Consider the following 26,997-nt stretch of genomic DNA (forward strand, 5'->3'; position numbering starts at 1 on the left):
TGCCGGGCCGAGCATCGCCTGGGAGCGGTTACTGAAGCGTGACATGTTCGTTATCTTCGGGTAGCCTCAGAAAGTCCACAGGCGAGAAGCCCGCCGTCGGACCCCTCGCGGTTTGCCTCATCGGCTCGTCGTCCGCGCAGGGCCCAGCCCGCACATCGTGCCCCACATTCGAGTGCTGACGAGCCAGCGTCCCCGAAGACGCAGAGGCGCCGGAGGAACTTTGGCTGAACACAACGAGCCCGCAGCGGACCTACCCGAAGGCGCCGCGACGGGACCCACCCGCAAGAGCGCGCGCGCCGCGGTGACCCGCCCGACCGGTCGCGCCCTGCAGACCACGGCCCCCGCGACCGCACCCGTCGCACGCACCGCTCCTGCTCGAAGCGCCTCGTCGCCGCGTCGCGTCGGCAAGCCGTTGCGCAGCGCCGTCATCCTCTCGATGGTCGCCGGGCTCGTCGCCACGGTCGCCATCCCCGCGTATGCGGCGACCATGCCGGCCGCCGAGACCATGACGCTCCAGCAGATGTCGGCCGCCGACAACCAGTCGCTCGTCGTGGCCTCGGACGCCACCGCCGAGACCCTCGACCGCAGCAGCTACTCCGCCACCACCGCCGACGAGATCCAGAAGAAAAAGGATCAAGAAGCCGCCGCGGCCGCCGCCGCGGAGCGCGCGCGTCAGCTGGCCGCCAACGCCACGAAGGCGTCGACGTCGGTGAGCTCGATCGACCTCAACATGACCGCGCCCGGATCGGGTGAGGTGCGCTGGCCGCTGACGAGCTACACGCTCGGCCGTGGCCTGTGGGATTCCGGCTACCACCAGGGAGTCGACCTCCTCGCCCCCGGCGGACAGCCCATCTTCGCCGCGGCCGGCGGAGTCGTCAGCGTCTCGCAGGAGAGCTACGGCGGCTACGGTGTCGCCATCGTGATCGAGCACGTCATCAACGGTCAGAAGGTCTCGACCACGTACGGTCACATGACGTACGGCAGCCGCCAGGTGCAGGCCGGACAGACCGTCGCCCCGGGCCAGCTCATCGGCCTGGTCGGCTCGACGGGCAGCTCGACCGCCAACCACCTCCACTTCGAGGTGCACATCAACGGCTCGGTCGTCGATCCCTACGCGTGGCTGCAGCAGAACGCCGGCTGATATTCCACACGAGGCGGCGTGCCGGAGGACATCGTTCTCCGACACGCCGCTTCTTGTTTCCCTCCGCGGCCGACCCCGGGCGTGTCGCAGTGGGTTAGCCTGTCAGCGACGTCGGAAGAACCGAAGGGACATACCGATGAACACCAGTCCGCGCATCCGCACCATGGATGCGCTCGGGCTGCTCGTTCTTCGGCATCGTGTGTTCGGATGCCGCGGTTTCACCGTGACCTCCCAGGCGCTGTCTGCCTAGACAGCGCCTTTTTCATACCCTTTCGCACCTTCCGTCGTCGCGAGTCGAACATCCGAGAAGCCGTCTCGGCCATTCGAGAGGACGAGAAATGCGCACACTGGTGCTGAACGCGGGCTACGAGCCCCTCGCGGTCGTGTCGTTCAAGCGAGCCCTCGTGCTCGTGATGAACGACAAGGCCACCGTCGTCGAGAGCATCGACGAAGACCCGGTCTGGGCCGCCCACGGAACCTACGATCGCCCGGCGGTGATCATCCTGACCCGTTACGTGCGGGTTCCGGGGGCCCGCCAGGTGCCGGTCACCCGTCGAGGGGTCCTGCGCCGCGACGCCCACCGTTGCGGATACTGCGGCAAGGCCGCGTCGACGATCGATCACGTGCTGCCCCGTTCGCGCGGCGGCAAGGACACGTGGGAGAACCTCGTGGCGTGCTGCCTGCTGTGTAACAACGTCAAGGGCGATCGCACTCCTCAGGAGATGCGGTGGGAGCTGCGGCTCGTCCCGGCGCCTCCGAGGGGGTCGTCGTGGACGGTGCGCGGTGTGGACAAGAGCGATCCGCGGTGGGAGCCGTACCTGGCGTTGGCCGCGTGAGACCGGCATCCGGGATCCTTCTGCGCGCGTGTGGTGGGTGAGGCGTTCCGGGTGATGGGATGGGGGCATGACTCGTGCTCTTCTCGTCATCGACATGCAGCGGGGTTTCGACGACCTCTCGTTCTGGGGTCCGACCGCGAATCCGGAGTGCGAGGCGCATGTCGCGGCGCTGATCAATGCGTGGCGTCGTGACGACGAGCCGATCGTCGTGGTGCGCCATGAGTCGGCGTCCGTCGGTTCCCCCCTTCACCCGGATGCTGAGGGCAACGGGCTCGTCGACGCGGTCGCCGCTGCTCCCGCCGCTCTCGTCGTCTCGAAGAGCGTCAACTCGGCGTTCTACGGAGACCCCGATCTGTACGCGTGGTTGCACGAGCGCGGCATCCGGGAACTGGTGATCTGCGGCATCCAGACGAACATGTGCGTCGAGACGACGGCACGGATGGCGGGCAACCTCGGCTACGACGTGACGGTCGTCCTGGATGCCACGCGCACCTTCGACCTGACCGGGGAGGTCGCGGGGCTCGGTACCGTCACCCGCACGGCGGCGGAGCTCATGGCGAACACCGCCATCGTGCTGCAGCAGGGGGGATTCGCGCGGATCGCGGCGACGGCCGATCTGGTCTGAGCGGGGCTGTCACCGGCGGGACGCGGGGGAGCCGGTGCGCTCTGCCGGGCGCGCGATCGGGGCTGTCCGCCCAATGTCGGAGGTCGATCGTATCTTCGACCCACAGGGATTGAGGTCATCGAACAGATGTTCTAACCTGTGGGAGTGAGGGCGATCGTGAGAGACCAGGTACAGGCCGTACCCGACATCCATGCGCTGCGCGATCGCCTCGAGCGCATGCAGGGGCGGCGCATGGACGCACCGGTCCTGCCGACGCATCCGGCTTTCTCTTCGCTGCTGCCCGGTGGGGGATTGCGGTCGGGGTCGGCATACGCGCTGGCCCGCTCGGCGTCTCTTCTGCTGGCGCTCATGGCGCGACCCTCGCAGGACGGCGCGTGGTGCGGGGTGATCGGCATGCCCGAGCTCGGAGCCGAGGCCGCCGAGAAGTACGGTCTCGACCTCGATCGACTCGTGTTCATCCCCGACCCGGGTCCCCGATGGCTCGCCGTGACGGCGACGATCACCGAAGTGCTGCCCGTGGTGGCGGTGCGCCCTCCCTCGGGGTCGACGGCCGCCCGCGGAGGCGCCGAGACCACGAGACTGGCCGCGCGGTTACGCGATCGCGGTTCGGTCCTGCTCGTACAGGGAGCCTGGCCCCAGGCCGAGGCGGTGATCGATGTCGCCGATCCGCGGTGGTCGGGGCTCGGCCACGGACACGGGTACCTCGCCGGGCGTGAGCTGACCGTGTCCGTGACCAGCCGACGCTCGCCGAACGCCCGACGCGCGCGCATGCTGCTGCCCGCCGCAGACGGGACGATCGAGCTGCTGGGTGCTCCGGCGGAGCGACTGGTTCCGCGCGAGCGCGATGCCTTCCCGGTGCGGGCGGTGGGATGATGCAGGCCCCCACGCGCAGCCTCGTGCTGTGGTTCCCCGACTGGCCCATCACGGCGTTCTCGAACGAGGCGGTGAGCCCTCCTCGGCCGGATGCCGCGGTGGCGGTGTTCTCCCACAATGTCGTCGTCGCCTGCTCGTGGGCCGCCCGGGCGCAGGGCGTGCGCCGCGGACAGAAGCGCCGCGATGCGCAGGCGCTGTGCCCGGGACTGCAGATGGTGCCGGCCGATCCCGTGCGAGATGCACGAGCATTCGCCCCGGTCGTCGCCCGGATCGAGGAGCGCGCTCCCGGCGTTCAGGTCGTCCGGCCCGGTCTCTGCGCCCTCCGCGCACGAGGACCGGCGCGCTATTACGGCGGTGAGGTCGAGGCTGCGCGCATGCTGATCCGGCAGCTCGACGACGACGGGTTCGGGGGCGTGCGCGCGAGTGTCGCCGACGGGGTGTTCACCGCGGAGCAGGCGGCTCGGACGGCACCTGATGACGACCCCGTCCGCATCGTCGAGCCCGGTGGGGCCGGGGCCTTCCTCGCGCCCCTGTCGATCGCGACTCTCGACGACGCCGAGTTCGGCAGCCTGCTGTCTCGACTGGGAGTGCACACCCTGGGCGAGCTGGCGGGACTCCAGGTCGAGCGGGTGCGGGAACGGTTCGGCGAGAGGGGGGTTCGCCTGCACGCCCTCGCCGGGGGACTCGATTCGCAGCCGGTCCAGCCGCGGACACCCCCTCCCGAGTTGCACCGCGACGTCGCGTTCGAACCGCCTCTCGAGCTCGCCGACCAGGTCGCTTTCGGCATGCGTGTCGCCGCCGAGGAGTTCATCGCCCAGCTCGGCGTGCACGATCTGGTGTGCACCGAGCTGCGCGTCGTGCTCACGGGTGAACGGGGCGAACGCAGCGAGCGCGTGTGGCTGCACCCCGGTTCGTTCGACGCCGCCGGGGTGGTCGACCGCGTGCGCTGGCAGCTCGCCGAAGACGCGCAGGGCATCTTCGGTAGCGGGGTCGCGGGGGTGCACATCGAGCCGGAGGCCGTCGACGCCGCAGCGCACCATGCCAAGGGGCTGTTCGGGGCCGGACCCGACGAGCGGGTGCATCACGCTCTCTCTCGCGTCCAGGCGATGCTCGGCCACCGCGGCGTTGTGACCCCCACGATCGGTGGCGGACGCTGGCTCACCGAGCGTCAGGTGCTCGTGCCGTGGGGTGATCGGGCGATCGCCGAGAAGGTGCGGACGCGGCCGTGGCCGGGCAGCCTCCCCGACCCTCTGCCCGCCACCGTCTATCCGGAGCCGCGTCTGGTGGGGGTCACCGACATCGCCGGTGCGCCGGTCACAGTAGGCGAACGCGACGTGCTGAGCGCTCCGCCGGCCGTCCTCGAGACCGCCGGGCAGCGACGCCGCATCAGCGAGTGGGCGGGTCCGTGGCCGATCAGCGAGCGGGGGTGGGATGCCCTGCGGGCGCGCAAGGCTCACCGGTTCCAGGTGGTCGACACCGATGGGGGTGCCTGGTTGCTGGTGGTCGAAGAGGGCGAGTGGAGAGCAGAGGGACGCTATGACTGAGGCTCCGCGCACCCCCGGTCCGCAGAAGGGGTCGCGCTGATGGGATGGACCAACCCTCCCGTGAAGTGGTCCGAGCTCGAGCGCGTGCTCAGCGACGCCCGCAGACCCACCGGCGCACCGCCGAACGGCGACGGCGGTGACAGCCCCGCCTGGTCGCACAAACGCGGAGCCTACGTACCGCCCTCGATCGAGCGGCCCACCGATACGGTGCCCTACGCCGAGCTCCACGCGCACTCGTCCTACTCGTTCCTCGACGGCGCGTCCTCACCCGAAGAACTCGTCGAAGAGGCCGAGCGCTTGGGGTTGCACGCCCTCGCCCTCACCGACCACGACGGCTTCTACGGCATCGTACGATTCGCCGAGGCGGCCGAACAGCGGGCCGTGAACACCGTCTTCGGCGCGGAGTTGTCGCTCGGGCTCCCCGGCCCCCAGAACGGGGAGGCGGACCCGACCGGCTCGCACCTGCTCGTCCTCGCCCGCCAGGAAGAGGGTTATCACCGCCTCGCCGCCGCCATCACCCACGCCCAGCTGACCGGTGCAGAGAAGGGCCGGCCGGTCTACGACCTCGAAGACCTCGCCGAACGAGCCGGGGGACCGGGCGACCCGCAGTGGGCGGTGCTCACCGGATGCCGCAAGGGGGCGGTACGCCAGGCCCTCGCCTTCGAGGGGCCGGCCGGAGCCGCGCGTGAACTCGACACCCTCGTCGACCTGTTCGGCGCCGAGGCGATCTATGTCGAGCTGATGGATCACGGCGATCCGCTCGACTCGCGCCGCAACGACGTCCTGGCCGCGCTCGCCGCCGAGCGAGGGTTGCCGATCCTCGCCACCAACAACGTGCACTACGCCGCTCCGCAGAAGGAGCTGTTGGCCGCCGCCGTCGCCGCGGTGCGGGCGAACCGCGGCCTCGATGAGCTCGACGGCTGGCTCCCCTCCCACGCCGGGGCGCATCTGCGTTCGGGCGTCGAGATGGCGGCGCGGTTCCGGCGCTACCCGGGAGCGGTGGCGCGCACGGTCGAGCTCGCCGATGAGATCGCTTTTCCGTTACGGCGGGCCAAGCCCGCCCTGCCGAAGCAGAAGGTGCCCGAGGGGCACACGCCCATGTCGTGGCTGCGGCACCTGGTCTGGGCGGCCGTACCTCGCAAGTACCCAAATCTGTCCGACGACGACCGGCGGCGCATCGAACGCGAGCTCGAGGTCATCGAGATGAAGGACTTCCCGGGCTACTTCCTCATCGTCTACGGCATCGTGGCCGAGGCGCGGCGGCGCGGCATCCTGTGTCAGGGGCGGGGGTCGGCGGCCAACAGCGCCGTCTGCTACCTGCTCGACATCACCGCCGTCGACTCGATCTTCTACAAGCTGCCGTTCGAGCGGTTCCTCTCGAGCCTGCGCGACGAAGAGCCCGACATCGACGTCGACTTCGACTCCGACCGTCGCGAAGAGATCATCCAGTGGGTCTACGGCGAATACGGGCGTGAACGAGCGGCGCAGGTCGCGAACGTGATCCAGTACCGCCCGAAGAACGCCGTGCGCGACATGGCCCGTGCGCTCGGGCACTCCCCGGGCCAGCAGGATGCCTGGTCGAAGCAGGTCGAGCGGTGGGGAGCCACCCTCGAGAGCGGAGCCGATCACGACATCCCCGACCAGGTCATCGAGTTCGCGTCGGAGCTGTTGAAGGCGCCGCGACACCTCGGCATCCACTCCGGGGGAATGGTGCTCACCGACCGCCCGGTGGGCGAGGTCGTCCCCATCGAGCACGCGCGGATGGAGAACCGCACGGTGATCCAGTGGGACAAGGACGATGCCGCGTGGATGGGGCTGGTCAAGTTCGACCTCCTGGGCCTCGGCATGCTCGCGGCCCTGCAGTACTGCTTCGACCTGATCCGCGACGCCACGGGGGAGGAGTGGGAACTGTCGACTCTGCCGAAGGAAGAGAAGGCGGTGTACGACATGCTCTGCCGTGCGGATTCGATCGGGGTGTTCCAGGTGGAGTCGCGCGCGCAGATGGGTCTTCTGCCCCGGTTGCAGCCCCGCAAGTTCTACGACCTCGTGGTGCAGATCGCCCTCATCCGCCCCGGCCCGATCCAGGGCGGGGCCGTCCACCCGTTCGTGCGCCGCAAGCTCGGCCAGGAGCCGATCACCTACGTGCACCCCAAGCTCGAGCCGGTGCTCTCACGCACGATGGGAGTACCGGTGTTCCAAGAACAACTCATGCAGATGGCCGTGGCCATCGGCAACTGCTCCGCCGAAGACGCCGATCTGCTGCGTCGCGCCATGGGATCCAAGCGTGGACTGGAGCGGATCGACTCCTTGCGGGAGACGCTCTACGCGGGCATGGCCGAGAACGGCCTGGTGGGGCAGGTCGCCGACGAGCTCTACGCCAAGATCCAGGCCTTCGCGAACTTCGGTTTCGCGGAGTCGCATTCGCTGTCGTTCGCTCTTCTGGTCTACGCCAGCTCATGGATCAAGCTGCACTACCCGGCCGCCTTCCTCGCCGGGCTCCTGCGCGCACAGCCCATGGGGTTCTACTCGCCCGCCACACTCACCGCCGATGCCCGCCGGCACGGGGTGCAGGTACGTCGGCCCGATCTGCTGCGCTCGGGGGTCGAGGCGACCCTCGAACCCGTGGACGACACGGACAGCGAGAGGGGATCGGAGCGGACGAATGCCGCGGGGACGGCGAGAGGGGCGGATGCCGCGGGGTCCGCATCACCGGGTTCGGCGCCGCGGCGGGCGAGGAGGCCGGCGACCGGGCTCGAGGCGTGTGCTCACGCGATCCAGCCGCCGACGGGGGAGTTCGACCCCGCGGAGGCCGATGAGACGCTCGCCCATCGCCGCGACGGGGGTTTCGCCGTGCGTCTCGGGCTGGCCGGCGTCACCGGAATCGGAGCCAAGGTCGCCGCGCGCATCGTCGACGAGCGAGAGAACGGCGGAGACTACCGCGACCTGCGCGACCTCGTTCGGCGGACGGGATTGGTCACGGCTCAGCTCGAAGCCCTCGCCACGGCGGGAGCGTTCGACTGCCTCGGGCACACGAGGCGCGAGGCGATCTGGTTGTCGGGGTCGGCCGCCCTCGACCGTCCGGAGTTCCTCCCCGACTCCCTGGTGGCCGTCCAGCCTCCTCTATTCACCGACCCGTCGAGCTACGAGATCCTCGCATCCGACCTGTGGGCCACGGGCCTGTCGGCGGACGACCATCCGCTCACCCATTTCCGGGCCGCGCTCGATGCCCGCGGGGTGCTGACCTCGCGTGAGCTCCGCACCTTCGAGACCGACCGGCGCATCGAGGTGGCGGGGCTCGTGACGCACCGACAGCGGCCGGCCACGGCATCCGGGATCACGTTCCTCAACCTCGAAGACGAACACGGCCTGATGAACATCATCTGCTCGGTCGGCGTGTGGAACAGATACCGCCGCGTCGCGCGCGAATCACCCGCTCTCATCGTGCGCGGGATGCTCGAGCGCTCGGTCGAGGGAGTGACCAACGTGGTCGCCGACGGATTCACCGATCTGCGCGTGGGAGTGTCCCACGCGTCGCGAGACTTCCGATGACGTCGGATGCCATCACTAGACTCGGGCCATCTCGCCCGGTTCCGCACCTGACAGGGGAAACGACATGACCGACACTCCCACTCCGCCCGACGGCTGGTATCCCGACCCCGCCGGAGGCGGCGGTCTGCGCCGCTGGAACGGCACCGGCTGGACCGACGAGGTGCGCTCCGCCACGGAATCCGCGTCGGCGCACGACGCCGCGCCGCGACCCGGCGACAGCTCGGCGGACCAGGGCTCCGCGGCCACCGAAGGGTCGTCGTACGACATCTCGTCGAGCCTCGACCCGCAGGAGCACCCCGCAGGCGCGGCGCACGAGGGAGCGTCGGCCGACGCTTCGGCGCACGAGGGCACTCCGTCGCTCGACACCCCGTCGGCGTACGCTGCGGGCGGTGCGGACAGCCACGACACGCACGGCCAGGACGGCGCGCACGATGCGGCCGCTCCGCTCACCGCCTCCGAGCCGGCGGCCCCTGCTCCACACGAGCCGGCTCCGTACGACTCTGCCGCGCACAACTCAGCCGCGCACGACTCTGTCGCGCACGAGTCCCCGTCGCATGACTCCGCAGCGTCCGAGTCCGCCTCGCACGGCTCGGCGTCGCACGGCTCGGCATCGCACGGCTCGGCGTCGTCCGGCTCCGCGCCCTCGGCGGTTCCGGATTCGGCGTACTCCGCCGCCGGGGCAGCCGCCGCCGCGGGCGTGCCGCCCGTGGCTCCGCCCGCAGCCCCCGTGGCTCCGCCCGCAGCCCCCGTGGCTCCGCCCGCAGCCCCGGCCTACACGTCCGCCCCGGCTTTCCCGGGCGCGCCGGCTTCCTCCTCCGCTCCGGCGTACGTCGCCGGCGCGGCCGGGGCCGGCTACGCCGCAGGCCCGGGCTACCCGAGCGCACCCCCGGTGTCGTACGACACCGCAGCCCCTCGCCGCGACATCAAGACCAACACCGTGTGGGTGTGGCTCATGGTCTTCCTGCCGGTGCTCAGCCTGCTCGGAGTGGTGATCTTCGACTGGTCGTCGTACTTCCGTGACGCCTTCTACGCCGGCGTGTACTCCTACGACTCCGGCCCGGCGTCGATGGCCGGCACGAACGCCGCGACCGCGCTGATCACCGTCGTGACGTCGGTGGTGAGCATCGTCGTCTCGGCGCTCACGGTTCTGTTCGCCTTCCTCGACTGGCGTCAGTTGCGCGCACGCGGTGTCGATCGTCCGTTCCACTGGGCCTTTAGCTTCTTCGTGCTGGTCATCGGCTCGGGCCTTGTGTACATCATCGGTCGCGGTGTGATCCTGCGTCGCCGCACCGGCTCGGGCCTCGGTCCGATCTGGGCCGCTGTCGCTGTCAAGCTCGCCGTGGTGATCGGCTTCATCGTCTGGATCGTCGTGCTCATCGCGCAGATGTCAGCTCTCATCAACGACTTCTCCACCAGTTTCGGCTACTGAATCGTCGGGCGGGCGCCCCTGGTGCCCGCCCGGCCACGTTCGAAGTCCGTCGTGCGTCTTGCGCCCCGCGTTGTCAGCCGCGCGGCGACAGTCACGCGTCGTCAGTGGCGCATCGACGCGCGCACGGTCAGGACCGCGTCGAGGAGCGCGTGAGCCGCGTCATCCTTGGATCCCGCGACCGTCGCGAGCACGTCACCCGTGGCATCCACGATGGTGAGGGCGTTCTCAGACGATTCGAACCCGCGCGTCCAGCCCACGGCATTGGCCGCCAGCAGATCGACGCCCTTTCGCGCCGCCTTCGCGCGAGCGCGTTCCCGCAGCTCCGCTTCGTCGGCCACGGTCTCGGCCGCGAACCCGACGATCGTCTGCCCGGGGCGGCGGGCGGTCGCGAGTCCCGCGAGGATGTCGCGGTTCTCGCGCAACTCGAGCGTAAGGCCGCCGGGGGAGTCCTGCTTCCGGAGCTTGTGTTCCGACACCGCGGCGACGGAGTAGTCGGCGACAGCCGCGGCCATGACGATCACGTCGGCGTCGGGGGCTACGGCATCCATCGCCCGTCCCAACTCGTCAGCGGTCCCGGCGGCGATCACTTCGACGCGAGGGTCGGGGCGCACGTCCGCGTCGAGGTGCGCGGCGACGAGCGTCACGCGCGCGCCCCGGTCCGCGGCGGCCCGTGCGATCGCCACGCCCTGCCGACCGCTCGAGCGGTTCCCGAGGAACCGCACGGGGTCGATGGGCTCGCGCGTCCCCCCGGCGCTCACGACGATCGAAAGCCCCTCAAGGTCGCGCGGGCGTCCGACGAGCGCCAGGGCCGCGGCCACGATCTCTTCGGGCTCCGACATGCGCCCGGGGCCCGAGTCGCCGCCCGTGAGCACGCCGTCGGCCGGTCCGACCACGTGCACGCCGCGGGAGCGCAGGACGTCCATGTTGTGCGCGGTGGCCGGGTGCCGCCACATCTCTGTGTGCATGGCCGGGGCGACGACGACCGGAGCCGTCGTCGCGAGGAGAGTCGTGCCGAGCAGGTCGGACGCCAGCCCCGCCGTCATCGCGGCGAGAGTGTTCGCGGTGGCGGGGGCGACGATCACCAGGTCGGCTGACTGGCCCAGCGCGACGTGCCGGACACGCGCGACGTCATCGTGCACCGAGGTCGTCACGGGGTTGCGGCTGAGGGCCTCCCACGTGGGCAGGCCCACGAAACGCAGGGCGTCCGCGGTCGGGATCACGTGCACGTCGTGCCCCGCCTTCACGAGCAGGCGCACGAGGCTCACGGTCTTGTAGGCGGCGATGCCCCCGGTCACTCCCACGACGACGAACATCGTCCCAGTCTTCCAGGTCGGCGTCCGAGACGGGGGTGGTGCGATGAGAACAGGGGGAGCGACGAGAACAGGCGGTTCCGACGCCGAACGGCCTGTTCCCGTCGCGCGGCCTGTTCTCGTCACGGACCCGGGCCGCCGCACGGGGCGTCCGCGGCCCGCCCCGTCCGGGCCTCGCGCGGGTAGCGTTGTCGGAATGTGCACGGTCGTGATCGACGTTCCCGCGAGTCCCGGTGAGCCCGTGCGGGTGCTCGCCGTCCGCGATGAGGACCGCGACCGCCCCTGGCGGGGCATCGGTGCCTGGTGGCCCGAGCGCGACGGCGTCCTGGGCGTGCGCGATGACCGCGCCGGAGGAGCGTGGCTGGCCCTCGACCCAGCCGCTCACCGGCTCGCGGTTCTGCTCAATCGCCAAGACCTGTCCGATCGTCCGGACGACGGCCTCGTCAGCCGGGGCGGTGTTCCCCTCGATGCGGTGGGGGCCGGCATCCCGGATCGTCCCTCCACGCGGGGGTTCAACCTTGTCGAGGTGGATGCCGCGGGTGCGCACCTCGTGGAGTGGGACGGCGTGGTCTCGCGTCGCACCGCACTCGCCCCGGGCACGCACATGGTCGCCCACCACGCGGTCGACGACCCGGGAACCCCGCGCATCGCGCGGTGGCTCGAGGCGTTCCGCGCGGCCGGCCCGGCGGCCGGCTCGGACTGGTGGATGCCGTGGCTCGGCGTGATCGAGAAGGCGACGCGCGAGCCCGAGTCGTCGATCCTGCGGCGGGATGCCCACGACGGGCTCGTCCTCGAGTCGCTCCTGGTCTGTGCGGTGAGCATCGGGCCCGACGGCGTGGACGTGCGCGAAGCGACCCTCGCCGAGCCGGGGCGATGGGACGACGGTCTGGTCGCGGCGCTGCGGGAGCGCACGCCGCTGACGGGCGCCGACCGAACCGCCCGGGTCGAAGCGCCGCAGTAGGCTGGGACGATCCCGCCTCCGTAGCTCAGGGGATAGAGCGCCGCACTCCTAACGCGGGCGTCGCAGGTTCGAATCCTGTCGGGGGCACTCCATCGCGATGACTTCGTCGCGCCTCCTTCTGCGCTCGGCGCGACGCGCCCCGCGCGCGACGTCGCTCCGGCAGCGTCCGACGTGCCGTGATTCCGACGACGTCCGTCTCGGCGTTGCCTCCCCGCGTACCGCCGTGGCATGATTACTGAACGATCGGTCGGAAAACCTCGCAGGCGAGGTGGACGGGCCCCGCCAGAGTCGGCGGGGGAGAGGAAGACGATGGCGGACGCGTTTCTCATCGGCGGTGCGCGCACCCCGGTCGGGCGGTACGGCGGGGCGCTGGCATCCGTTCGTCCCGACGATCTCGCGGCCCTCGTCGTGGCCGAGGCGGTGGCCCGCGCGGGCGTCCCCGGCGAGGCGATCGACGAGGTGATCCTCGGTGCTGCGAACCAGGCGGGGGAGGACAACCGCAACGTCGCCCGCATGGCCGTGCTGCTCGCGGGGCTGCCCGACAGCATCCCCGGTCTGACCGTCAACCGCCTCTGCGCCTCGGGAATGACCGCGATCGCGCTCGCCGCGCAGGCCGTGCGCGCGGGGGACGCCGACCTCGTCGTGGCCGGCGGCGTCGAGTCGATGACCCGCGCGCCCTGGGTGCAGGCGAAGCCCGAGAAGGCCTGGGCGAAGCCCGGGGCGGCATTCGACACCTCGATCGGCTGGCGCTTCACCAATCCACGCCTCGCCGCGCGCGAGAAGGCCACGTTCTCGATGCCCGAGACGGCCGAAGAGGTCGCGCGCCTCGACGGGATCTCGCGGGCGGATGCCGATGCCTTCGCCCTGCGCAGCCACGAGCGCGCGATCGCGGCCCAGGATGCTGGTCGCTTCGCGAGCGAGATCGTCGCCGTCGACACCGGCCGGGGCATCGTCGACAGCGACGAGGGACCGCGCCGCGACACCTCGCTCGACGTGCTCGCGAAGCTCAAGCCGGTCGTGAGGGACGGCGAGGTCGTCACCGCGGGCAACTCCAGCTCGCTCAACGACGGGGCCTCGGCCCTCGTCGTCGCGAGCGCCGAGGCCGTCGAGCGTTACGGACTCCGGCCGCGCGCGAGGATCGTGGCGCACGCCTCCGCGGCTCTCGCCCCCGAGATCATGGGCCTCGGCCCCGTGCCCGCAACCGAGAAAGCCCTCGCGAAGGCCGGGCTCTCGGCATCCGACCTCGGCGCCGTCGAACTCAACGAGGCCTTCGCCTCGCAGTCGCTCGCGTGCGTGCGGCGCCTCGGGCTCGACCCCGAGATCGTCAACGCCGACGGCGGGGCGATCGCGCTGGGGCATCCGCTGGGCTCGAGCGGCTCGCGGCTCATCGTGACGCTGCTCGGCCGGCTCGAGCGCGAGGGCGCGCGGTACGGCCTCGCGACGATGTGCGTCGGCGTCGGCCAGGGCACGGCGATGATCGTGGAGCGGGTCGATGGCTGAAACCATCCGCATCGACGCCACCGCCGACCGCGTCGTCGCCACCCTCGACCGCCCCGAGGTGCGCAACGCGATCGATCAGGCCATGGTCGACGAACTGCACGTCCTGTGCGCCGAGCTCGAGGCGAACCCGCGCACCCTCATCCTCACCGGCGCGGGCGGTGTCTTCGCCGCGGGAGCCGACATCTCCCAGCTGCGCGAGCGCACGGGAGACGACGCGCGACGCGGCATCAACGCGACGGTGTTCGATCGCATCCGGCACCTCCCGATGCCCGTGATCGCCGCGGTCGACGGCTTCGCCCTCGGCGGGGGAGCCGAACTCGCGTACGCGGCCGACATCCGCCTCGGCACCCCCCGCGTGCGCTTCGGCAATCCCGAGCCGGGCCTGGGCATCATCGCCGCCGCGGGTGCGTCATGGCGTCTGCCCGAGATCGTCGGCCACGCCCGCGCGAGCGAGCTGCTGCTCACCGCGCGCGTGATCGACGCCGACGAGGCCCTCGCCTGGGGGCTGCTGTCGAGCGTGCACGAGCCCGACGACCTGCTCGCCGCCGCGCACGCGATCGCCGACCGCATCGCCGCGAACTCGGCGCGCGCGACGATCCTCACCAAGCGCGCGCTGCTCGCGCCTCGCGCCGAGCACCCCGCGATCGACGGTGAGCTGCAGGCCGAGCTTTTCGACAGCGCCGACAAGCGCGCCCGCATGACCGCGTTCCTCGAGAGGAAGAAGAAGTGACCCTTCCCGAGACCACGTCTCGCACCCGCGCCGCCGCCACGGACGCGACCGACACAGCCGCCGCTCCCGCCGGAGCCACGGCATCCGTCCCCGCCGTCGTCGGCGTGCTCGGCGGAGGCCGCATGGGTGCGGGGATCGCGCACGCGTTCCTGCTCGCCGGCTCCCGCGTGCACGTCGTCGAGCGCGACGAGGCCGCCGCTGCCCAGGCACGGGAGCGCGTCGAGACCGCCCTGGCCCGCTCGGCCGAGCGCGGAACGCAGATTCCGGATGCCGACACCCTCACCACCGGAGTCGACGCGGACGCATTCGCCGAGGCGGGCCTCGTGATCGAGGCCGTGCCCGAGGATCGCGACCTCAAGCGCGACGCCCTCGCGCGGATCGAGGGGGCTGTGCAGGACGACGCGGTCGTGGCATCCAACACCTCCTCCATCTCGATCGACGCGCTCGCCGCCTCGCTCGCCCGGCCCGACAGATTTCTCGGGCTGCACTTCTTCAACCCCGTGCCCGCCTCGGCCCTCGTCGAGGTGGTGACCGGCGAGCGCACCGCCGCCGCGGTCGTCACGCGGGCGACGCACTGGGTCGAGGCGATCGGCAAGGCCGCGGTCGTCGTGCGCGATGCGCCGGGCTTCGCGTCAAGCCGGCTGGGGGTCGCGCTCGGGCTCGAGGCGATCCGCATGCTCGAGGAGGGTGTCGCCACCGCGCACGACATCGACACGGCGATGGAGCTGGGCTACCGGCATCCGATGGGACCCCTGCGCACCACCGACATCGTCGGGCTCGACGTGCGCCTCGGCATCGCCGAAGAACTCGAGCGCGCTTTCGGCGCGCGTTTCACCCCGCCCGCTTTGCTGCGCGACCTCGTCGCCGAGGGGCACCTGGGCCGCAAGACCGGCCGCGGATTCTACGAATGGAGCGCCTCATGACCTTCCTCCCCAGCTACGTGAACGGCGCCTGGTGGGCACCCGAAAGCGACTCCGACGCGGCGATCGTGCGTGACGCCTCGACGGGGGAGGAGATCGTTCGCATCAGCACGCGCGGACTCGATCTCGCGGGCGCGGTCGCCTACGCGCGCACCACCGGCCAGAAGAGCCTCGGTGCCCTCACCTTCCACCAGCGCGCGATGGTGCTGAAGAACCTCGCGATCGCGCTGAACGAGCGTCGCGAAGAGCTCTACGCCCTCTCGGCGCGCTCCGGCTCGACCCGCCGCGACTCGCTCAGCGACATCGATGGCGGCATCGGCGTGTTGTTCACCTTCTCGTCGAAGGCGCGGCGCGAGCTGCCCGCCGGAAAGGTCGTGCTCGACGGACCGATCGAGCCCCTGTCGAAGGACGGCTCGTTCCTCGGCCGGCACGTCTACACGCGCCTGCCGGGCGTCGCGGTGCAGATCAACGCCTTCAACTTCCCGATGTGGGGCGCGCTCGAGAAGTTCGCTCCGGCCTTCCTCGCCGGGCTCCCCACGATCGTCAAGCCCGCAACCCCGACGGCCTATGTCGCCGAGGCGTGGGTGCGCATGGTCGTCGAGACCGGCCTGCTGCCCGAGGGCTCGCTGCAGCTGGTGAGCGGAAGCGTCCCGGGCCTGTTCGACCTGCTCGACCTCGGCGACACCGTCGGGTTCACCGGCAGTGCCTCGACCGCCGAGCGCCTGCGCGCCCAGGCGAAGCCCGGCGTGCGGTTCATGAGCGAGACCGACTCGATCAACGCCTCGATCCTCGGCCCCGACGCCACCCCCGGCACCCCCGAGTTCGACGCCTACGTCAAGCAACTGCTGGTCGAACTCACGACCAAGGCGGGTCAGAAGTGCACGGCGATCCGCCGCGCGATCGTGCCGACGGGCATGACGGATGCCGTGGCCCAGGCGCTGCGCGACAAGATCGCCGAGCGCGTGGTCCTCGGCGACCCACGCGCCGAGGGCGTGACGATGGGGCCGGTCGTCTCCCTCGAGCAGCGCGACGAGGTGCTACGCCAGGTGCGCGCCCTCACCGATGCGGGTGGGCGCTTCGTGGTGGGATCCGCGGAGACGCCCGAGGGTGCTCCTACCGATGGCGCGTTCCTGCAGCCGATGCTGCTCGCCTTCGCGGATGCCGCGACCCCGGCCGTCAACGACATCGAGGCGTTCGGACCGGTCGCGAGCATCGTCGAGTACGCCGACGTCGCCGAGGCCGCGACCATCGTGGGCCGCGGCGGGGGATCGCTGGTCACCAGCGTCGCCACCCACGACCCCGACATCGCGACCGAGCTGCTCACCCGCATGGGCGCGATGAACGGCCGCGTGCTCTTCCTCGACCGTGACGACGCCCGCACCTCGACCGGACACGGTGCCCCCGTGCCGCACCTCGTGCACGGCGGACCCGGCCGCGCCGGCGGCGGTGAGGAGCTCGGCGGCATCCGCTCAGTGCTCCACTCCATGCAGCGCACCGCGATCCAGGGCTCGCCCCGAATGCTCACCGCGTTGACCGGGGTGTGGCATCCGGGAGCCGAGACCGACTCCGCCGGGACGCATCCGTTCCGCAAGCCCCTCTTGGACCTCCGAATCGGGGATGCCGTGGAATCGGCCGAACGCGAGGTCACCCTCGACGACATCGAGGTGTTCGCGAGATTCACCGGCGACAGGTTCTACGCGCACATGGACGAGGAGTCGGCGGCGGCGAACCCCTTCTTCCCGGGCCGCGTCGCGCACGGATACCTGCTCGTGTCGTGGGCGGCCGGCCTCTTCGTCGACCCCGCGCCCGGCCCGGTGCTGGCGAACTCGGGGCTCGAGAACCTGCGCTTCGTCACTCCCGTCTCACCCGGCGACCGGATCCGCGTCGCCCTGACGGCGAAGCAGATCACCCCGCGCGAGACCGACGCCTACGGCGAGGTGCGGTGGGATGCCGTGATCCGCAACCAGAACGACGAGATCGTCGCGCAGTACGACGTGCTCACGCTCGTGGCCAAGACGTGGGCGCCCGCTCCTCGGTCGGAGGGGGTGCTCGCATGAGCCTGCGGCCGATGATGCGCAACGACAACGCCTCGCGCATGCTCGGCATGGTCGTCGAGCACGACGCGCCGGGGGAGTCCCGCGTGTCGATGACCGTGCGCGACGACATGCTCAACGGCTTCGCCATCACCCACGGCGGGCTCGTGTTCACCCTCGCCGACACGGCCTTCGCGATCGCGTGCAACGAAGACGCGCGGGTCACGGTCGCCGGGGGCGCCGACATCACGTTCTTGAAGTCGACGACGGCGGGGCAGACGCTCACCGCGACGGCCGCCCGTCGCGCGCGGAGCGGGCGGATGGGCCTGTACGACATCCGCGTGACCGATGAGACGGGCGACCTCGTCGCCGAGGTGCGCGGCCGCAGCATCACGACCGACCGGCGGCCGCCGGAGGCTGAGCCCGTCGAAGCCGCCAGCCGCCGCGCACCCCACGACCCCGCCCCCGAGCGCGACGAGGCGCTCACGACCACGGAGGTGTCCCGATGACCCTGACCGCCGCATCGCGCCCCGACTTCCTGGCATCCGTCGATCCGACCGCGATCCCGCTCGAGAGCCTGCGCGCGCTGCAGCTCGAACGGCTGCAGTGGACCGTCCGCCACGCCTACGACAACGTCGCGCTCTACCGACGCAAATTCGACGAGGCCGGCGTTCACCCCGACGACATCCGCAGCCTCGACGACATCCGCCTGCTGCCCTTCACGACCAAGGCCGATCTGCGCGAGACCTACCCCTTCGGCATGTTCGCGGTGCCGATGGCCGACGTCCGCCGCATCCACGCGTCGTCGGGTACGACCGGGCGCCCCACCGTCGTCGGCTACACCGCGGGCGACCTCGACCGGTGGGCCGATCTCGTCGCGCGGTCGCTGAGTGCTGCCGGCATCCGCGCCGGGGATCGCGTGCACAACGCCTACGGCTACGGCCTGTTCACCGGCGGTCTCGGAGCCCACGCGGGGATCGAGCGCCTCGACGCGACCGTCATCCCCATGTCGGGTGGGCAGACCGCGCGGCAGGCGCAGCTCATCCAGGACTTCGAGCCGGATGCCATTCTCTGCACGCCCAGCTACCTCCTGACGATCGCCGACGCGCTCGAGTCCGCCGGCGTCGACCCGCGGTCGACCTCGCTGAGGGTCGCGGTGCTCGGTGCCGAGCCGTGGACCAACGAGATGCGCCACGAGATCGAGCGTCGCCTCGACCTCGTCGCGGTCGACATCTACGGCCTGAGCGAGGTGATGGGTCCGGGCGTGGCATCCGAGAGTGCCCTGACGAAGGACGGTCCGCACATCTGGGAAGACCACTTCCTCCCCGAGACGATCGACGGCGACAGCGGAGAGCCCGTCGGCGACGGCGAGCTCGGCGAGCTGGTGTTCACCTCGCTCACGAAGGAGGCGTTCCCGGTCATCCGCTACCGCACTCGCGACCTCACCCGGCTGCAGCCCGGCTCGGCGTTCCCGGCGATGCGGCGCATCGAGAAGATCACCGGCCGCAACGACGACATGATCATCCTGCGCGGGGTGAACCTCTTCCCCACGCAGATCGAGGAGATTGTGCTGGGCATCGAGAAGCTCACCCCGCACTTCGTGCTCGAGCTGCGTCGAGAAGGACGAATGGATGCCATGACCGTGCGCATCGAGCGGCATCCGGCCCTCGACCGCGAGGTGTGCGAGGCCGCGGGCGTCGTGCTGCAGCAGCGCATCAAGGTGCTGATCGGCACGACCGTCGACGTGCGCGTCGAGGAGCCCGGCGTGCTGCCGCGCAGCGAGGGCAAGTACAAGCGCGTGTACGACCTGCGCTGACGTCCCGGCGATCGAGAGCGGCCGCCCCGCCCGCGCGCTGAGGACGCACCGCTTCGTCGAGGACGCACTCGTTCGGTGGCCATCTGGTGCGTCTTCGACAAACGCGTGCGGTCTCGCCGACGCGGCGCGGCCGCGGGGCGTCTCAGGCCTCCGGGCGGGCGAGCGTGGTGTCGTCGAGTCCGTCGATGAGATCGCGGAGGCTGTCGAACACGCGAACGGCTCCGGCGTCCCGAAGCTCTTCCGGAGAGAAGCCACCCGTGCGCACGGCGATCGTGGAGATGCCGGCCTTCCGAGCGGCGATCGCGTCCCAGGGGGAGTCCCCGATCATGATGCCGCGCGAACCCGGCACGCGATCGAGTGCCGTCTGAACGAGGTCGGGCGCGGGCTTGCTCGCCTCGACGTCGTCGGAGGTGGTCCAGGCGTCGGCGAGTTCGCGAGCTTCGACGAGGTCGAGGAAGTGCTCGACATGATCGCCTTTGCCGGAGCTGGCGAGGACGATCTGGAACCCACGCCTCTTCACCTCCGCGAGAAGGTCGTGCGCTCCCTCGAAGGGTTTCACCTCGTCGATGAGGGGGTCGAACTCCTCGGTCCACGCCGTCCGCAAGGCCTCGCCGTGCTTGCGCTCGACGTCGTCGCTGGTGAGGGACGCGACGAGCTGATCCCCGCCCATGCCGATGGCGCGGTGGATCCGCCAGATCGGCAGCACGATGTCGTGCCGCAGGAACGAGCGGTACCACGCGAGGGCGTGCTGGTAGTTGGTGTCGACGAGGGTGCCGTCGACGTCGAAGATCGCGGTGTCTGCCATGTCCTCCACGACACACGTCCGGCGGCGCAGGTGCACGCCCGTTGCAGTCCCTCGCGCCCTCCGCTACAGTTTTACTGAACGATCGGTCTGTAAAAGGAGTCGACGATGACGATGACCGCCCCCACGACGGAGGCCCTCGACGGCGAGGCGATGTTCGACGCCCTCATCGAGGCCGACGGACGCATCGAGCCGCGCGACTGGATGCCCGACGGCTACCGACGCACGCTCATCCGCCAGATCTCGCAGCACGCGCACTCGGAGATCATCGGCATGCAGCCCGAGGGGGCGTGGATCACGCGCGCCCCGAGCCTCAAGCGCAAGTCGATCCTGCTCGCCAAGGTGCAGGACGAGGCCGGTCACGGGCTCTACCTGTACTCCGCCGCGCAGACCCTCGGCATCACGCGCGACGAGATGACGCAGCAACTGGTCGACGGCAAGGCGCGGTACTCGTCGATCTTCAACTACCCGACCCCGACGTGGGCCGACATGGGGGCGATCGGCTGGCTCGTCGACGGCGCCGCGATCTGCAACCAGGTGCCCCTGTGCCGCGCCTCGTACGGACCGTACGGACGCGCGATGGTGCGCGTCTGCAAGGAGGAGTCGTTCCACCAGCGCCAGGGATTCGAGATCCTGCTGACGCTCATGCAGGGCACCGACGAGCAGCGGCAGATGGCTCAGGATGCCGTGGACCGGTGGTACTGGCCGAGCCTCATGATGTTCGGACCCCCTGACGACGACTCGCCCAACTCGGCGCAGTCGATGGCGTGGAACATCAAGCGTTTCAGCAACGACGATCTGCGCCAGCGGTTCGTCTCGATGCTCGTGCCGCAGGCCGCGGTGTTGGGCGTGACCCTGCCCGACCCCGAGCTGCGTTTCAACGACGAGACCGGCCAGTACGACATGGGCGAGATCGACTGGACCGAGTTCCACGAGGTGCTCGCCGGTCGAGGGCCGCTCAATCGCCAGCGTCTGCAGAACCGTCGCGCCGCGCACGAAGAGGGCGCCTGGGTGCGCGAGGCCGCGGCGGCCTATGCCGCGAAGAAGAGCGTCGCCCGTACCGAGACGGCGGCGGCCTGATGGCCACCCCCGGCGGCAGCCCCGCCGAGACCTGGCCGCTGTGGGAGGTCTTCGTGCGCGCGAACCGCGGTCTGAGTCACGTGCACGTGGGCTCGCTCCACGCCCCCGATGCCGAGCTCGCGGTGCGCAACGCCCGCGACCTCTACACCCGTCGCGGCGAGGGAGTGTCGGTGTGGGTCGTGCCCTCGGATGCCGTGACGACGAGCGACCCGGGAGCCAAGGGCGCCTTCTTCGAGTCGCCCGCGGGAAAGAACTACCGGCACGCGGTGTACTACACCGCCTCCGAGGGGGTGCCGCACCTGTGAGCACCTGGACCGACCACGGTGCAGCGCCGGCGGCTGAGCCCGTCGAAGCCCCTGATCCCCCGCACGGCGACGATCCGCACGGCGACGTCTCGCTCGACGCGCGCGAGCTGTCGGCCGAGCTCGCCGGGGGAGAGGACCGCGCGACCGACCCCGACGTCGCCGCGTACGCCCTGCGCCTCGGCGACGACGCCCTGATCCTGTCGCAGAACCTCTGCGGCTGGATCGCCCGTGCCCCCGAGCTCGAAGAAGACGTCGCGCTCGGCAACATCGCCCTCGACCTGCTCGGCCACGCCCGCTCGCTCCTGCGCTACGCGGGGTCGTACGACGGCCGCAGCGAGGACGACCTCGCGTACTGGCGCGACGAGCCGGAGTTCCGCAGCGCCTGGCTGTTCGAGCTCCCGAACGGCGACTTCGCCCACACGATCGCCCGACAGCTCCTGGCATCCGCATATCTGCTCGAGCTGTACCGCGACCTCACGGCATCCGCCGACCCGGTGATCTCGGCGGTCGCGGCGAAGGCCGAGAAAGAGGTCGACTACCACCGCGACCACGCCGTGCAGTGGACGCTGCGTCTCGCCGGCGGCACCGACGAGTCGCGCCGACGCTTCCTCGTCGCCCTCGACGACGTATGGCCCTACCTCGACGAACTGTTCCGCGACGAGCCGCTGCACGAGCGGCTCGACGGAATCGCCGTGCGCCCATCGTCGCTGCGCGGTCGCGTCGACGACGTGCTCGCCGCCGTTCTGGCCGAAGAGGACGTTCCCGTGCCCTCGATCCCCGGCTCCTCCGCGGGGGGTCGCCGGGGTGCCCACCATCCCTCGTTCGGGCCGTTGCTCGCCGAGATGCAGGTGCTGGCCCGCCGGCATCCGGGGGCGACATGGTGACCGCGACACTCGCGCACGCGCGCGAGGTCGTCGCGGCCGTCGTCGACCCCGAGGTGCCCGTGCTCACGATCGACGACCTCGGGGTGCTCCGCGACGTGCGCCTCGACGGCGACACCGTGACCGTCACGATCACCCCGACCTACTCGGGCTGCCCCGCGGTCGACGCGATCCGCGACGACATCGTGCTCGCGCTGACCTCGGCCGGCTTCGACAACGCGGTGGTCAAGACGACGCTGACCCCCGCGTGGACGACCGACTGGATGAGCGACGACGGCAAGCGCAAGCTCACCGAGTACGGCATCGCCCCGCCGACCGGCCGCGCGCCCGCGGGACCCATCCGCGTGAAGCTCAGCGTCGCGTGCCCCCGCTGCGGATCCCTCGACACCCGCGAGGTCTCGCGCTTCGGCTCCACCTCGTGCAAGTCGCACTGGGAGTGCCGCGCGTGCCTCGAACCCTTCGACCACTTCAAGGCCCTCTGATGACGATGACGGATGCCGTGAACCCGGTCGCCACACCGGGAACCCCGCGCGCCCGCGCCCGCTTCCACACCCTCCGCGTCGCCGACGTGCGCCCGCTCACCCCGACCGCGATCGAGGTGACCTTCGCGGTCCCCGACGACCTCGCGGACGCGTTCGACTACGCGCCCGGGCAGTACGTCGCGCTGCGCGCCCGTATCGACGGCGAGGAGCTGCGCCGCTCGTACTCGATCTGCCGGCCGCCGGCGCCCGGCTCGGTCAGCGTCGGCATCAAGCGCGACCCCGACGGGCGCTTCTCGACCTGGGCGCACGAGGGCCTGCGTCCCGGCGACGAGGTCGACGTGATGAGCCCCCAGGGAACCTTCGTCTCGAAGGCCTCGACGGCCACGGGCCATGTCGTCGCGATCGCCGCGGGCTCGGGCATCACCCCGATCATGGCGCTCGCCGCCGACGTGCTCGAGCGCTCCGTCGACAGCCGGATGACCATCGTGTACGCCAACCGGTCGTCGACCGACGTGATGTTCGTCGACGAGCTCGCCGACCTGAAGGACCGGTATCCGTCGCGCCTGACGCTCCATCACGTGCTGTCGCGCGAGCAGCGCGCTGCGCCCGTGTTCTCGGGGCGCATCGACGACGAGCGGCTGCGGCTGATCCTCTCGCGGCTCATCGATCCGGCATCCGTCGACGAGTGGTTCCTGTGCGGTCCGTTCGCCCTCGTCGAGCTGTGCCGCGAGGTGCTCGCCGAGGTCGGCGTACCGCGCGAGCGCGTGCGGTTCGAGCTGTTCACCGCGGGAGACGGCGACGCCCCCGCGCAGGCCGGGGGAGCGCGCCCGGTGCGCCTGCGCCAGGACGAACCCGTGCGCCGCATCGACTTCACCCTCGACGGACAGTCGGCGTCGGTCGACAGCCCGGTCGCGGCGAACGAGACGATTCTCGCGGCCGCGCTCCGCGTGCGCCCCGATGTGCCGTTCGCGTGCGCGGGTGGGGTGTGCGGAACCTGCCGCGCCCGCGTGATCGAGGGCGCCGTGACGATGACCGAGAACTACGCCCTCGAGCCCGACGAGATCGAGCGCGGATACGTCCTCACCTGTCAGTCGCACCCGAGCACCGACGCCGTCCGCGTCGACTACGACGGGTGAGCGCGATGATCGACTACCGCTTCGACGAGAGCGTCGCCGAGATCGTGCTGAACGCGCCCTCCCGCCGCAACGCCCTCGGCCTCAACGACCTGCACGAGCTCGCCGCCGCGTACGACCGCGCCGAGGCCGACGGCGCCCGCGCCGTGCTGCTGCGCGGAGAGGGGCCCTCGTTCTGCGCCGGCCGCGACATCTCGGGCGTCGATCCCGCGACCGACGACGTCGGCGGCTACCTCGATGACATGCTGACCCCGCTGCTGCGCCGCATGGCGATGTTCCCCGCACCCACGTTCGGCGTCGCGCACGGCGCCTGCCTCGGCGTGGGACTCGGTCTGCTGATCGCCACCGACGTCGTCTACGTCGCCGACACCGCGAAGATCGGCTCACCCTTCGGCGCCCTCGGAGCGACCCTCGATTCCGGCGGTCACGCGCTGTTCGTCGAGCGCCTCGGCGCTCACGCCACGCTCGACCTCATCTACACGGGGCGGCTGATGTCGGGTGCCGAGGCCGTTCGTGCCGGACTCTTCTCGCGCGCTTTCCCGGCGGATGAGCTTCCGGATGCCGCGTCCTCGGCGGCCCTCTCGGCCGCGGCCGGTCCGACGCAGGCCTTCGGCGTGAGCAAGCGCATCGTGAGCGCGATCCGCGACGAGCGCCTGGGCCTGTGGGACGCGATGGCGCTCGAGAACCGCGCCCAGGCGGCCCTGGCCGCCACGGACGACTACCGCGAGGGGTTCGCCGCCTTCCAGGCCAAGCGCCGTCCGGAGTTCACGGGGCGGTGAACCGCGGCCGCGGGGCAGACCCTGCTTGAATCGGGAGATGCCGCGCATCGACGATGATGACGAATTGTCCGCCCTCCGCCGCCGGGCGTACGCGCCGGGCGGCGACATCGCCGACGATCCCGAGGCCCTCGGGCGCTTGATCGAGCTCGAGAGCCGCGACGGCTCCTCCTCGACCTCCGCTTCCGGGTCGGCGCCGCCGGATGTGGAGGGGGCGCCGATCGAGGACAGCGCGGATGAGGGGCCGGACCCGGTACCCGACCCGCCGCGACGGAGGTTCCGGATGCCGCGCCTGCGGCGTTCCACGACGATCCTGCTGACCGCGGCGGCCCTGGTCGTCGTCTGCGCGGGGACCGCGCTCGTCCTCGTGCAGCGCGTGCAGACCGACCCTCTGCAGGTGGGCGCGACCCAGGTCGCCCGACTCGCGCCGGATCCGGGCTTCCGCCCGCCGAGCTCGTTCACGCGGGGAGTGTCGAGCGGCGTCACGTCGTACGCGGAGTTCGAGGGCTTCCGCGTCGCCGTGTACGCCTCGTTCGACGCCGGGGAAGGAGGGTCGAAGTGCATGACCGTCTGGCAACCCGCGCTGCTGCAGGAGCTGGGTGACGGCACGTCCTATGACGGCCAGTACCTCATGCCCTCCTGTGGGGCCGGGCTGTTCCCGCCCACCGCGACGATGCTCCTGAGCGACGGCACCCCCGAATTGCGCAACGGCGACCTGCCCGCCGGCACCGCCCTGCAGTTCGTCTACGACGCCGCGAACGACGAGGTCGTGGTCTTCGAGGGCTGAGGTCTCGGCATCCGCCCCGCCCATGCGCCACCCCCGCCGCACGCGACGATGCCCCGGCACGCGGCCGGGGCATCGTTCGACAGCGTCAGCGCGTCACGCGGCGCTGGTCACCGCGAACTGCACCGAGCCCTGTTCGGGGTCGATCTGCGCGTCGAGCACGCGGTCGTCGAGGACGGCGGCGGCGTCGCTGTCGAGGAAGACACGCGCTCCGGCGTTCTCCACGACGGCGTCGTCGGGCTGTGGGCCATCCACGACCGAGAGCGCGAACTGCGACTCGGGGGATCCCGCGCCTTCGATGCGGACGCCGCCCTGGGCGGCGTCCGGGAACTGGGCGGTGATGGTCTTCACGGCGGTCGTGGCCTCTTCGGTGAGCGTCAGCATGGTGACTCTCCTTCTCTGATCGACGACAGGAGTCAGCCACGATGCCGAGAATCCGAGCCGCGCTCAAGCTCAGGCCGTCATTGCCAGGGTTTTCCCACCGGCCTCTCGACCGGACTCAGGGCAGCAGGCCGGCGCGCCGCGCCCGCGTCACCGCCGCGTGACGCGTGGAGGCGTCGAGCTTCGACATCGCCGAGGCGAGATACGACTTGACCGTGGTCTCGCGCAGGTGCAGCGATGCCGCGATCTCGCCGTTCGTCGACCCCACCGCGGCGCAGGCGAGCACGTCGATCTCGCGACGGGACAGGTGCACCTCGGAATCGGATGCCGTGTCGCCGGCGTCTCCGGTGAGGGCGGCGAGACGCGCTTCGACGTCTTCGAGGCGACGGCGCACCGCGTCGTCGGACACCCTCGCCGCGATGCTGCGCAGCTGGGCGTAGCTCTCTCGGATCTCCTCGCGCGCTCCGGCGCCGAGTCCGTTCTCGGGGCCGGGGGCCGAGGCCAGTCGCCGCTCGACTTCGGCGCGCACGCGGAGCTCGGTGCCGAGCTCGCCGGCGACGTCGAAGGCGGGGCGCGCCTCGATGTCTCCGACCGGGGCCTGCGCCCACGATCCGCAGTACAGGATTCCGCGAGCCGCTCCGCTGACGAGGACGGGGACGGCGAACAGCGTGGCGATCCCCTCGCCGAGGATGGCGCGGTCGTAGTCGTGGGTGATCGAGCGAGACGTGCGGTAGTCCAGCGTCATGCGCGGGCGCCGCTCCACGAGGGCGCGGCCGCCGAGGCCCCGCGACGCGTGGACGACGAGGCCCTCGATGCTGCGCGTGCGGGCGCCGACGATCGTGCTGACGTGGACGGCGCCGTCGTGCTCCAACCCGCCGAAGGCGACGGGGAAGTGCGTACGGCGCGCGAGCTCGGCGACCGCGTGCGACACGAGGGTCGCATCGTCTCGAAGTGTGGAGGGTGCACTCACGCACTACCTACTTCCGGGGGTGACGGCTTCGTCGCCGCGTTTCGTAGCGTCGACCCTATCACCGGGGAAGCAGCGGCCGACCCGGACTTTTCCGCCGTTCGACGCAGCGTTGCGTCGCACTCATGAGGCAAGGAGG

General features: G+C 71.1%; 25 protein-coding genes and 1 tRNA gene. 22 read left to right on the forward strand and 4 right to left on the reverse strand.

Annotation, left to right across the window (positions count from 1 at the left end):
- The first annotated feature begins 220 nt into the window (after nt 1-220).
- From BLS25_RS14575 to BLS25_RS14605, 7 genes are all read left to right on the forward strand, one after another.
- Nucleotides 221-1,141 carry a M23 family metallopeptidase gene (locus tag BLS25_RS14575; RefSeq protein WP_074696661.1) on the forward strand — a complete coding sequence of 307 codons (921 nt, stop codon included), beginning with the start codon at nt 221-223 and terminating at the stop codon, nt 1,139-1,141.
- A 338-nt stretch (nt 1,142-1,479) separates the two neighbouring features.
- Nucleotides 1,480-1,977: an HNH endonuclease gene (locus BLS25_RS14580; protein WP_056229154.1), complete on the forward strand. Its 498-nt coding sequence runs from the start codon at nt 1,480-1,482 to the stop codon at nt 1,975-1,977.
- 67 nt (nt 1,978-2,044) lie between these two features.
- Nucleotides 2,045-2,602: a cysteine hydrolase family protein gene (locus tag BLS25_RS14585; RefSeq protein ID WP_074696663.1), complete on the forward strand. Its 558-nt coding sequence runs from the start codon at nt 2,045-2,047 to the stop codon at nt 2,600-2,602.
- Between the two features lie 144 nt (nt 2,603-2,746).
- Complete coding sequence (locus tag BLS25_RS14590) at nt 2,747-3,475, forward strand: hypothetical protein (protein ID WP_371129343.1); 729 nt, start codon at nt 2,747-2,749, stop codon at nt 3,473-3,475.
- Nucleotides 3,475-5,019, forward strand: coding sequence for a DNA polymerase Y family protein (locus tag BLS25_RS14595; protein WP_074696664.1), 1,545 nt, complete (start codon nt 3,475-3,477; stop codon nt 5,017-5,019). Before BLS25_RS14590 ends, BLS25_RS14595 begins: the two co-directional genes overlap by 1 nt.
- A gap of 39 nt (nt 5,020-5,058) precedes the next feature.
- Nucleotides 5,059-8,568 carry an error-prone DNA polymerase gene (locus BLS25_RS14600; RefSeq protein ID WP_056229134.1) on the forward strand — a complete coding sequence of 1,170 codons (3,510 nt, stop codon included), beginning with the start codon at nt 5,059-5,061 and terminating at the stop codon, nt 8,566-8,568.
- Nucleotides 8,569-8,632: 64 nt separating this feature from the next.
- Nucleotides 8,633-9,997, forward strand: coding sequence for a DUF2510 domain-containing protein (locus BLS25_RS14605; RefSeq protein WP_074696666.1), 1,365 nt, complete (start codon nt 8,633-8,635; stop codon nt 9,995-9,997).
- A gap of 101 nt (nt 9,998-10,098) precedes the next feature.
- Here the strand turns inward: BLS25_RS14605 and coaBC are convergent, their stop codons facing one another.
- On the reverse strand, nt 10,099-11,310 hold the full coding sequence (gene coaBC / locus BLS25_RS14610) for a bifunctional phosphopantothenoylcysteine decarboxylase/phosphopantothenate--cysteine ligase CoaBC (protein WP_074696668.1): 1,212 nt from the start codon (nt 11,308-11,310) through the stop codon (nt 10,099-10,101).
- Nucleotides 11,311-11,503: 193 nt separating this feature from the next.
- Between coaBC and BLS25_RS14615 the strand changes: the two genes are divergently transcribed.
- The 8 genes from BLS25_RS14615 (at nt 11,504) to BLS25_RS14650 (ending at nt 19,267) form a co-directional block, all read left to right on the forward strand.
- Complete coding sequence (locus tag BLS25_RS14615; protein ID WP_081349875.1) at nt 11,504-12,268, forward strand: NRDE family protein; 765 nt, start codon at nt 11,504-11,506, stop codon at nt 12,266-12,268.
- A gap of 14 nt (nt 12,269-12,282) precedes the next feature.
- Nucleotides 12,283-12,355 (forward strand) — tRNA-Arg (locus tag BLS25_RS14620).
- 222 nt (nt 12,356-12,577) lie between these two features.
- Nucleotides 12,578-13,768 carry a thiolase family protein gene (locus tag BLS25_RS14625; protein WP_074696670.1) on the forward strand — a complete coding sequence of 397 codons (1,191 nt, stop codon included), beginning with the start codon at nt 12,578-12,580 and terminating at the stop codon, nt 13,766-13,768.
- Nucleotides 13,761-14,498, forward strand: a complete 738-nt coding sequence (locus BLS25_RS14630) for an enoyl-CoA hydratase/isomerase family protein (RefSeq protein WP_074696671.1) — start codon at nt 13,761-13,763, stop codon at nt 14,496-14,498. The genes BLS25_RS14625 and BLS25_RS14630 overlap by 8 nt, the downstream gene beginning before the upstream one ends.
- On the forward strand, nt 14,495-15,421 hold the full coding sequence (locus BLS25_RS14635) for a 3-hydroxyacyl-CoA dehydrogenase family protein (RefSeq protein WP_081349876.1): 927 nt from the start codon (nt 14,495-14,497) through the stop codon (nt 15,419-15,421). Before BLS25_RS14630 ends, BLS25_RS14635 begins: the two co-directional genes overlap by 4 nt.
- Nucleotides 15,418-17,475 carry a phenylacetic acid degradation bifunctional protein PaaZ gene (gene paaZ, locus BLS25_RS14640; RefSeq protein WP_176786386.1) on the forward strand — a complete coding sequence of 686 codons (2,058 nt, stop codon included), beginning with the start codon at nt 15,418-15,420 and terminating at the stop codon, nt 17,473-17,475. Before BLS25_RS14635 ends, paaZ begins: the two co-directional genes overlap by 4 nt.
- Complete coding sequence (paaI, locus tag BLS25_RS14645) at nt 17,472-17,960, forward strand: hydroxyphenylacetyl-CoA thioesterase PaaI (RefSeq protein ID WP_081349885.1); 489 nt, start codon at nt 17,472-17,474, stop codon at nt 17,958-17,960. The genes paaZ and paaI overlap by 4 nt, the downstream gene beginning before the upstream one ends.
- Nucleotides 17,957-19,267, forward strand: a complete 1,311-nt coding sequence (locus tag BLS25_RS14650; RefSeq protein WP_074696675.1) for an AMP-binding protein — start codon at nt 17,957-17,959, stop codon at nt 19,265-19,267. The genes paaI and BLS25_RS14650 overlap by 4 nt, the downstream gene beginning before the upstream one ends.
- Before the next feature lie 142 nt (nt 19,268-19,409).
- On the opposite strand, the gene BLS25_RS14655 is transcribed toward BLS25_RS14650, so the two are convergent.
- Nucleotides 19,410-20,072, reverse strand: a complete 663-nt coding sequence (locus BLS25_RS14655) for an HAD family hydrolase (RefSeq protein WP_074696677.1) — start codon at nt 20,070-20,072, stop codon at nt 19,410-19,412.
- A 105-nt stretch (nt 20,073-20,177) separates the two neighbouring features.
- On the opposite strand from BLS25_RS14655, the gene paaA reads away from it, so the two are divergent.
- The 7 genes from paaA to BLS25_RS14690 are packed head-to-tail and all read left to right on the forward strand — an operon-like array spanning nt 20,178 to nt 25,513.
- The gene (gene paaA, locus BLS25_RS14660) at nt 20,178-21,149 is read left to right on the forward strand and encodes a 1,2-phenylacetyl-CoA epoxidase subunit PaaA (protein WP_074696678.1); all 972 of its coding nucleotides are present in this window, start codon (nt 20,178-20,180) and stop codon (nt 21,147-21,149) included.
- Nucleotides 21,149-21,454, forward strand: a complete 306-nt coding sequence (gene paaB / locus BLS25_RS14665) for a 1,2-phenylacetyl-CoA epoxidase subunit PaaB (RefSeq protein ID WP_055838158.1) — start codon at nt 21,149-21,151, stop codon at nt 21,452-21,454. The genes paaA and paaB overlap by 1 nt, the downstream gene beginning before the upstream one ends.
- The gene (gene paaC, locus BLS25_RS14670) at nt 21,451-22,338 is read left to right on the forward strand and encodes a 1,2-phenylacetyl-CoA epoxidase subunit PaaC (protein ID WP_056229110.1); all 888 of its coding nucleotides are present in this window, start codon (nt 21,451-21,453) and stop codon (nt 22,336-22,338) included. The genes paaB and paaC overlap by 4 nt, the downstream gene beginning before the upstream one ends.
- On the forward strand, nt 22,332-22,817 hold the full coding sequence (gene paaD, locus BLS25_RS14675) for a 1,2-phenylacetyl-CoA epoxidase subunit PaaD (protein WP_056229107.1): 486 nt from the start codon (nt 22,332-22,334) through the stop codon (nt 22,815-22,817). The genes paaC and paaD overlap by 7 nt, the downstream gene beginning before the upstream one ends.
- Entirely contained in the window at nt 22,817-23,953 is a 1,137-nt protein-coding gene (paaE, locus tag BLS25_RS14680; RefSeq protein ID WP_074696680.1) for a 1,2-phenylacetyl-CoA epoxidase subunit PaaE, read from the forward strand. Before paaD ends, paaE begins: the two co-directional genes overlap by 1 nt.
- A gap of 5 nt (nt 23,954-23,958) precedes the next feature.
- Nucleotides 23,959-24,729, forward strand: coding sequence for an enoyl-CoA hydratase/isomerase family protein (locus BLS25_RS14685; RefSeq protein ID WP_074696834.1), 771 nt, complete (start codon nt 23,959-23,961; stop codon nt 24,727-24,729).
- A 37-nt stretch (nt 24,730-24,766) separates the two neighbouring features.
- The gene (locus tag BLS25_RS14690) at nt 24,767-25,513 is read left to right on the forward strand and encodes a hypothetical protein (protein ID WP_074696682.1); all 747 of its coding nucleotides are present in this window, start codon (nt 24,767-24,769) and stop codon (nt 25,511-25,513) included.
- Nucleotides 25,514-25,606: 93 nt separating this feature from the next.
- Here the strand turns inward: BLS25_RS14690 and BLS25_RS14695 are convergent, their stop codons facing one another.
- Complete coding sequence (locus BLS25_RS14695) at nt 25,607-25,894, reverse strand: Fe-S cluster assembly protein HesB (RefSeq protein WP_056229095.1); 288 nt, start codon at nt 25,892-25,894, stop codon at nt 25,607-25,609.
- Nucleotides 25,895-26,009: 115 nt separating this feature from the next.
- Complete coding sequence (locus tag BLS25_RS14700) at nt 26,010-26,861, reverse strand: helix-turn-helix transcriptional regulator (RefSeq protein WP_056229091.1); 852 nt, start codon at nt 26,859-26,861, stop codon at nt 26,010-26,012.
- Nucleotides 26,862-26,997: the final 136 nt, after the last annotated feature.

The sequence above is a fragment of the Microbacterium testaceum StLB037 genome (assembly GCF_900104345.1).
GTDB classification, from domain to species: Bacteria; Actinomycetota; Actinomycetes; order Actinomycetales; family Microbacteriaceae; genus Microbacterium; species Microbacterium testaceum_A.

Coding starts and splice junctions, on each gene's coding strand:
- BLS25_RS14580 (WP_056229154.1), top strand. CDS start 1,480: ATGCGCACACTGGTGCTGAACGCGGGCTACGAGCCCCTCGCGGTCGTG.
- BLS25_RS14585 (WP_074696663.1), top strand. CDS start 2,045: ATGACTCGTGCTCTTCTCGTCATCGACATGCAGCGGGGTTTCGACGAC.
- BLS25_RS14595 (WP_074696664.1), top strand. CDS start 3,475: ATGCAGGCCCCCACGCGCAGCCTCGTGCTGTGGTTCCCCGACTGGCCC.
- BLS25_RS14600 (WP_056229134.1), top strand. CDS start 5,059: ATGGGATGGACCAACCCTCCCGTGAAGTGGTCCGAGCTCGAGCGCGTG.
- BLS25_RS14605 (WP_074696666.1), top strand. CDS start 8,633: ATGACCGACACTCCCACTCCGCCCGACGGCTGGTATCCCGACCCCGCC.
- coaBC (WP_074696668.1), bottom strand. CDS start 11,310: ATGTTCGTCGTCGTGGGAGTGACCGGGGGCATCGCCGCCTACAAGACC.
- BLS25_RS14615 (WP_081349875.1), top strand. CDS start 11,504: ATGTGCACGGTCGTGATCGACGTTCCCGCGAGTCCCGGTGAGCCCGTG.
- BLS25_RS14625 (WP_074696670.1), top strand. CDS start 12,578: ATGGCGGACGCGTTTCTCATCGGCGGTGCGCGCACCCCGGTCGGGCGG.
- BLS25_RS14630 (WP_074696671.1), top strand. CDS start 13,761: ATGGCTGAAACCATCCGCATCGACGCCACCGCCGACCGCGTCGTCGCC.
- paaZ (WP_176786386.1), top strand. CDS start 15,418: ATGACCTTCCTCCCCAGCTACGTGAACGGCGCCTGGTGGGCACCCGAA.
- paaI (WP_081349885.1), top strand. CDS start 17,472: ATGAGCCTGCGGCCGATGATGCGCAACGACAACGCCTCGCGCATGCTC.
- BLS25_RS14650 (WP_074696675.1), top strand. CDS start 17,957: ATGACCCTGACCGCCGCATCGCGCCCCGACTTCCTGGCATCCGTCGAT.
- BLS25_RS14655 (WP_074696677.1), bottom strand. CDS start 20,072: ATGGCAGACACCGCGATCTTCGACGTCGACGGCACCCTCGTCGACACC.
- paaA (WP_074696678.1), top strand. CDS start 20,178: ATGACGATGACCGCCCCCACGACGGAGGCCCTCGACGGCGAGGCGATG.
- paaB (WP_055838158.1), top strand. CDS start 21,149: ATGGCCACCCCCGGCGGCAGCCCCGCCGAGACCTGGCCGCTGTGGGAG.
- paaD (WP_056229107.1), top strand. CDS start 22,332: ATGGTGACCGCGACACTCGCGCACGCGCGCGAGGTCGTCGCGGCCGTC.
- paaE (WP_074696680.1), top strand. CDS start 22,817: ATGACGATGACGGATGCCGTGAACCCGGTCGCCACACCGGGAACCCCG.
- BLS25_RS14685 (WP_074696834.1), top strand. CDS start 23,959: ATGATCGACTACCGCTTCGACGAGAGCGTCGCCGAGATCGTGCTGAAC.
- BLS25_RS14690 (WP_074696682.1), top strand. CDS start 24,767: ATGCCGCGCATCGACGATGATGACGAATTGTCCGCCCTCCGCCGCCGG.
- BLS25_RS14695 (WP_056229095.1), bottom strand. CDS start 25,894: ATGCTGACGCTCACCGAAGAGGCCACGACCGCCGTGAAGACCATCACC.